The sequence below is a fragment of the Nocardia sp. NPDC004278 genome (assembly GCF_053602975.1).
On record NZ_JBSGEQ010000064.1, the window covers coordinates 21,225 to 27,647 of the forward strand.

A 6,423-nucleotide genomic window follows, 5' to 3' on the forward strand; every position below is an offset into this window, starting at 1 on the left:
GGCGCTGGCCGAAGATGCCGTAGCCTCGCCCCATATCGACGAACGATCGTGAAGGGGACTGTCCATGGCCATCGACCAAGAACGCGAGAATCTCATCGCCATGCTCGCCAGTCAGCGCGAGCTGTTCCGGATCACCCTGCGCGGCATCGACGACGCACAGGCGCGGCAACGCACGACGGTCAGCGAACTGACGCTCGGTGGGCTGCTGCATCACCTGGTCAGCTGCGAAAGCCACTGGACGACGGTCATTATCGAGCGCGACGAAACGGCCGAACTCGACGTTTCGAAATTCGATGGCGAGTACGTGCTCGGACCCGATGAAACGGTGGCCGGGCTGCTGGCAGCTTGGGACGAGGTCGCGGCGGCGACCGAGAAGCTGATCCGGACCGAACCCGACCTGAACACGTCCATTCCCACACCGACCACGCCTTGGACACCCGAACGCGAATGGTGGACGGTGCGTTTCACTGTGCTGCACGTCCTGCGCGAAATCGCCCACCACAGCGGTCACGCCGATATCATTCGCGAAGCGCTCGACGGCGCGAACACCACTTATCAGCGAGTGTGAGTCGAAAATCTCTGCGGGCCTGCGAGATTCGGTACGAACCGGCATCATGGAGCCATGAGCGTGACCGGTCGTGAGTGGGTTTACATCGCGGGCTATGAGTACCTTGCGGACAGTCCGCATCCGATGGCGGCTGTGCGCGCTTGACTGCGCGAGCGCGGTATCGACTGGATGCCGTTCACCGTTGACGAAGTCTGCTGGACTCGAGGCTGTGGACCAGGTCCGGAGGGCCGATGGCATAGCCGGTTCGATATCCGGGTCGCCGGGGAGGCGCTGCGTAGGCTCGGACTGCATCCCGATCAGCCGACCTCGCGGATAATCGGGCCGTCGCCGCCCGGATGGTGGCATGCGGCTGCCGAGCGGCGGTTCAGCACGGTCGTGGTGCTCGGGCGGGACCCTGTCGGTGGGGGCGGTTAGGGTGTACGGCGTGGCGGGTGTCTTCGATCGACTGGTCGGCCAGGATACGGTCGAGTCCGAGTTGACGGCTGCCTCGATTGCCGCGCGCGGGGGTGCGGGCAATGGGGCGATGACGCATTCGTGGCTGTTCACCGGGCCGCCGGGATCGGGGAGATCGGTTGCGGCACTGTGCTTTGCGGCCGCGCTGCAGTGCACCGACGAGGGGACGCCGGGGTGCGGGCGATGCCATGCGTGTACGACCACGATGGCCGGAACGCATGGTGATGTGCGGCGGGTGATTCCGGAGGGGCTGAGCATCAGCACCAAGGAGATGCGCGAGATCGTGCAGATCGCCGCGCGACGGCCGAGTACCGGCCGGTGGCAGGTGGTGCTGATCGAGGACGCCGATCGGTTGACCGAGGCGGCGGGCAATGTGCTGCTGAAGGTGGTCGAGGAGCCGCCGGAGCGGACGGTGTTCCTGCTGTGCGCGCCGTCGGTGGATCCGGAGGACATCTCCGTGACGCTGCGCTCGCGCTGTCGGCATGTGCATCTGGTGACGCCTTCGGTGCCCGCCATCGCACAGGTGCTGCGTGAGCGCGACAAGCTCGACGAGCAGACGGCCAACTGGGCGGCATCGGTGAGCGGCGGCCATGTCGGGCGGGCCCGGCGGCTGGCCACCGACGAGGAGGCCCGATCGCGCCGGCAGCGTGCGCTCGCGCTGGTCGGCGCGGTGTCACGGCCCGGTGCCGCCTATGCGGCCGCCGACGAATTGGTGAAGTCGGCCGACGACGAGGCGAAGCAGATGAGTGCGGCCCGCGACGAACGCGAGCGGGAAGAGCTGGCGACCGCACTCGGCGCTGGCGGTACCGGCAAGGGTGCCGCGGGTGCGACCCGGGGCTCGGCCGGTGTGCTGAAGGATTTGGAGCGCAGGCAGAAGTCCCGCGCCACCCGCACCGGTCGCGATGCCCTCGACCGCGCCCTCATCGACGTCGCGGGCGTCTACCGCGATGCCCTCGCCGTCCGCTTCGGCGCGGCCCGCAACGGTTCCGGCGTCGCCCTCACCCACCCCGATCTGTCCGACCAGATCCACGACCTCGCCGACCGCGTCCGCCCCGAAGGCCTGCTCCGCTCCCTCGATGCCGTCCTCGCCTGCCGCGAAGCTCTCGATCTCAACGTCAAGCCCCGCTTCGCCCTCGCCGCCATGGTCGCCAGCCTCATCGCCGCCCAATCCGCGTGAGCGCTACCACCCGTTTCAACGCCAGTGCAGGTCTCCGATCAATGCCGTCTCCGCACCCCCGTCGGCGAAGATGACCTGACCGGTCACGAAACGGTTGTCCGCACCGGCGAGCCAGCAGATGAGTTCGCCGACCCACTCAGGTCGCCCGGGAAAGCCGCCGAACGGTTGTGGTGCCATGGTTTCTATGGCGGCGCGGGTGTCTTCGCTAGCGAAGATCCAGGCGGCCGCGGGTGTGTCGACGACGCCGGGTGCGACAGCGTTGAGGGCGATGCCGGATCCGGCCCACAGGGGTGTCGGGGCAACCCTGCGTATCCAGCGATTAAGCGCGCGTTTGGCAATGCCGTAAGCACCGATAGATGGGTCCGCATCGACGTAGGCGACGGCGGCGGCTTCGTCACCGTCGAGACATGCTTGCACCACGCGCTCGTCCGCGGGTGCCAACGACGCGGTAGAGGACACGGCCACGGCTCGGGGCGCCGCGCTCTGCGCCAGCAGCGGTCGTAGCCCTTCGAGCGTCGAGACGGCGCCGAAGTAATTCGTCTCGAGGAGACCGGTTTTGCCGCCCCCTGCGATGGCGAGCACTGCGTCGATGGGCCCACGCTGGGCCACCTGGTCGACCAGCGACTGCCGCCCCTCGGGCGTAGCCAAGTCAGCCTCGATATCGGCGTCGCTGAGGTCGCAACCGATGACCTTGGCGCCCCGCTCGCGCAGCATCGTCGCGGTCGCAGCGCCGATGCCCGATGCGGAGCCGGTCACGACATACGTACGCCCGGCAACCTCGGTAAATGTCATTGTGCTTCCTTCAGTTTGCAGGCCGGCGATTGCCTTCCCGTCAGGGCTGTTCACTCGTACTGCGGTCGAAGAGTTCGACCAGTTCATTTCCACAGAGATCGGGGTCGAGTCCAGCGGAAAGGAGCGGGACCACACTGTCGATGGAGGCTCGTAGCGCCGCTGCCATGACCTGGGGGTCGAAAGGGCGGAAGGCTCCGGTGCGCTGGCCCTCCGCGAATAGACGGGCCAGCCGGTTCAGCGATTCGATGTGGTGCCGCTCCCAGACGCCGTGACTGCCGTTGAGAAGGATCTGTTGGAGCGCCCGCACCTGCGGCAGGTGACCGGCGATGAACGCCACGTTCGCCCGGATGACGGTGGCGAGCAGTTCTCGGGCACCGGTCGCGGCCTCGAGGGTGGGTCGCATGTGGGCTTCGGCGTCGGCGACGATCTGATCGGCAACGGCCGCGAACAACTCGTCCTTACTGGAGAAGTGATAGGTGATCAGCCGCTTGCTACTGAGCCCAGCTCTGCCGCAGATGGCCTCGAAGGTGGTGGCCTGATAGCCGAGCTCGCCGAGCAGGGCGATCGCGGTATGGGTGATCTGTTGTCTGCGGGCCGCTGTCGCCGCCTGACGGGTGGTCATGACCGCTGCGCCTACTTGCCGACCTCGGCGCAGGTGAGGGTCCGATCGCCCGGTGGCTCACCATGATTGGAGACTTTGTTATCCATGCAGATAACGTTATCCATACGGATAACATTGGGCAAGCCCTACCGGAAGTGCGCCAGAGCCGCTAAACCGACACTCCCACGTTCAGCGCGTCCAGGTCGTTGCCGATCACGAGGCGGCCGGAGTAGCCCTGTTGCGCCAGCTTCCACCGTGCTATCGGGTTATTCGCCGGAACGAGGTGGGAGAGAACCAGGTTGCGTGCTCGTGCGGCCTGCGCGACATGTGCGCCGACCTGCTCGATGGTGGTGTGAGCGGAGAGCAGGTGTTCGCGCATGGGCGCGGCTTTGTCGGGTGGTAGGTGGGCGACGACCTGTTCGGCGAACTGGGCGTCGATCACTTCGTGCACCAGGTAGTCGGTGTCGTGGGCCAGGTCGATGAGGTTCTTGCTCACCGTTGTGTCGCCGGAGATGACGATCGAGCCGTCCGGGGTGTCGAACCGGTAGGCGAAGGCCGGCGCGGTGGGGTGGTGGTCGACGAGGGTTGCGGTGATTGTGACGTCGTCGTCCTGCCAGATGTGGATCGGTGCGGACAGGCGAGGTGGTTCGCCTTCCGGGTCGGGTGTCCAGATACCGGCGAGATCGATGTCGTGGACCTCGAACAGTGTGTCGGGGCCAGCGAGGGCGCTGTCGCGGGATCGATCGTTGAGGTCGGTCGCGAAGGCCTGGCGCAGGTGGTTGGTCATGCCGACGGTGCCGGGGCCTGGGTCGCCGGGTTCGAATACGGGTGGTTGCGGACGGCCGGGCGGGAAGACCCGGGGCAAGGTGGGCCGTACACCCGGCCCCCACACCTGGATAGGTGGGGCGGTACGGCCGATCGCGTTCGAAACGCCGGTGACGTAGAGCGCGGGCCAGTCCGCGATGTGGTCGCTGTGGAGGTGGGTGAAGAAGATCCCGCGCACGTTCTCGAGCAGGTCACCATTGGCCAGGCCCGGTGCGATCCCGCTTTGGACGAGCCGCTGGTATGCGCCGAGTCCGAGGTCGACCAGGTAGATCCGGTCCGCATGGACGATGGCGGTGGACACGCCGGCCCGCGCGGGGTCGAGCAAGGTCGGCCCACCCGCGGTCCCGAGCGGCACGATCCGGGTGCGGGCAAGTGGTTCCGTGCTGCGGGATGTTGCGCAGGCTGCCGCAGTGCCTAGGGCCAACGCCGATCCTGCGGCTCCGAGGCTCTGGAGGAACCGGCGCCGGTTCGAACCGCTCGCGGCCTCCCCGGCAGCGCGGGAAATGAAGTCACACATGACGCACTTTCCGAGAGTGACTATCCGGCCTTCAGCGTCGACGTCGGCCGGTCACTTTGGATGACGGGAGACGGCCTGCTTTCGAGGTGCCGGTCATAGCGTCACCGTCGACGGTCATGTCGAAGGCGAGGTTCAGCCGCATCGGCTTGGTGACGGCCTGCCGCCAGGTGATCCGATCTCCGTCCCGCAGGAGGTCGCGGAGCTCGATGTCCTCACCGGCGCCCTGCGCGGTGCCGTGCCAGGCGCCGTCGCGCTCGTACAGATCGATAACGGCGTTGACCTTTCCGATCGGGGTGGCGATGGTCAGGTCCCATGTCTCCGAAGGTTGCATGTGACGAGTCCTCCTTAAGGGGATTTGGCAATTCGGGATGGTCAGAACGAGGACGGCGCGGGCCCGGCGTTGCGCCAGACGACACCTCGCCGTTCGTGTGCGAAGAGCTCTTCGACGGCATGCGCGACCTGTGGCCCGATCTCGCGCTCGAGGAGGTATAGGCCGAGGTCGAGGCCGGAGGTGACCCCTGCTGCGGTGACCAGGTCACCGTCATCGACGATGCGGGCCCGCACTGCGTGTGTGCCGGTGGCTTCGAGCAGGTCCATCCCGAGGTGGTGCGTGGTGGCGTGGCGGCCTTCGGTGAGGCCCGCCATGGCCAGCACCAGTGAGCCGCCGCAGACCGTGGTGACCGTGATGTCGGGGTTCTCCATGGCGTCTTTCAGCAACACGGGCAGCGCGGTATCCAGCGTCCGGGCGAGGCGAACCTGGATATATTCACCCGCGGTGTCCTCGTCGGACGGTTGTTCCTGCGGATCGCCGACCAGACCGGCAGCACCTGGAACCAGCACCAGGCCGGCGCGGGTGGGGTCGAATGCGGCGATCGCGCGCAGTGTCAGGTCGCCGGTACCGCTGACCACCTCACGTGGTCCTTCGGCCGAGACGAGCTCGACGGTAATCGATCCATCGGAAGCCGTGCCGCCCGCGTGGAGTACTTCGAACGGGGCAATGGCGTCGAGTGGGTCGAAGCCATCGAAGAGAACGACCTGGACGTGCATGTGGGCATCCTTCGAAGCAGGGAGAATGATCAACTGAACTGCACGTTATTTAGCGGGGGCTCGCCTGACCATTGGGATACCTGCCAGATTTCACCGGTTAATCGCCAACAGGCCAACCGCCCGTTCGCGCATGTCGAAAGATCTCGGCATCCGTCCCGAGGCCTGCGCGGCTGGGTGCGGCAGGCCGAGGCCGACAGCGGGAGTGGGATGACCGGCCGACCACCACAAGGTCGACGGCGGCCGCTGTTCGGCTGCGATGAACGCGATCAGATTCGCCGGCTGGCATGAGCCCAGTACTCGTCGCGCAGTTCACGGCGAAGGACCTTGCCGACGGGTGATCTCGGCAGGCGGCGGATCTGCACCGACTTCGGTGTCTTGACCGGGCCGAGCTTTTCTCTGCAGAGAGCGAGCAGCGCATCGGTGTCGATGTCGGCGTTGTTCTT

General features: G+C 66.7%; 7 protein-coding genes. 2 read left to right on the forward strand and 5 right to left on the reverse strand.

Going from position 1 to position 6,423, the window contains the following annotated elements; translation table 11 throughout:
• The first annotated feature begins 64 nt into the window (after positions 1-64).
• Together ACWEO2_RS42495 and ACWEO2_RS42500 are read left to right on the forward strand one after the other, a co-directional pair.
• Positions 65-568 carry a mycothiol transferase gene (locus ACWEO2_RS42495; protein WP_452410564.1) on the forward strand — a complete coding sequence of 168 codons (504 nt, stop codon included), beginning with the start codon at positions 65-67 and terminating at the stop codon, positions 566-568.
• Between the two features lie 424 nt (positions 569-992).
• The gene (locus tag ACWEO2_RS42500; RefSeq protein ID WP_452410565.1) at positions 993-2,198 is read left to right on the forward strand and encodes a DNA polymerase III subunit delta'; all 1,206 of its coding nucleotides are present in this window, start codon (positions 993-995) and stop codon (positions 2,196-2,198) included.
• Between the two features lie 15 nt (positions 2,199-2,213).
• Here ACWEO2_RS42500 and ACWEO2_RS42505 read toward each other — a convergent pair whose 3' ends face one another.
• From ACWEO2_RS42505 to ACWEO2_RS42525, 5 genes are all read right to left on the reverse strand, one after another.
• Positions 2,214-2,990, reverse strand: a complete 777-nt coding sequence (locus ACWEO2_RS42505) for an SDR family oxidoreductase (RefSeq protein ID WP_452410566.1) — start codon at positions 2,988-2,990, stop codon at positions 2,214-2,216.
• A gap of 40 nt (positions 2,991-3,030) precedes the next feature.
• Entirely contained in the window at positions 3,031-3,612 is a 582-nt protein-coding gene (locus ACWEO2_RS42510) for a TetR/AcrR family transcriptional regulator (protein ID WP_452410567.1), read from the reverse strand.
• Positions 3,613-3,760: 148 nt separating this feature from the next.
• Entirely contained in the window at positions 3,761-4,840 is a 1,080-nt protein-coding gene (locus tag ACWEO2_RS42515; RefSeq protein ID WP_452410568.1) for an MBL fold metallo-hydrolase, read from the reverse strand.
• A 124-nt stretch (positions 4,841-4,964) separates the two neighbouring features.
• Entirely contained in the window at positions 4,965-5,264 is a 300-nt protein-coding gene (locus tag ACWEO2_RS42520) for a hypothetical protein (RefSeq protein WP_452410569.1), read from the reverse strand.
• A 41-nt stretch (positions 5,265-5,305) separates the two neighbouring features.
• Positions 5,306-5,980 carry a DJ-1/PfpI family protein gene (locus ACWEO2_RS42525; protein ID WP_452410570.1) on the reverse strand — a complete coding sequence of 225 codons (675 nt, stop codon included), beginning with the start codon at positions 5,978-5,980 and terminating at the stop codon, positions 5,306-5,308.
• Positions 5,981-6,423 lie beyond the last annotated feature (443 nt).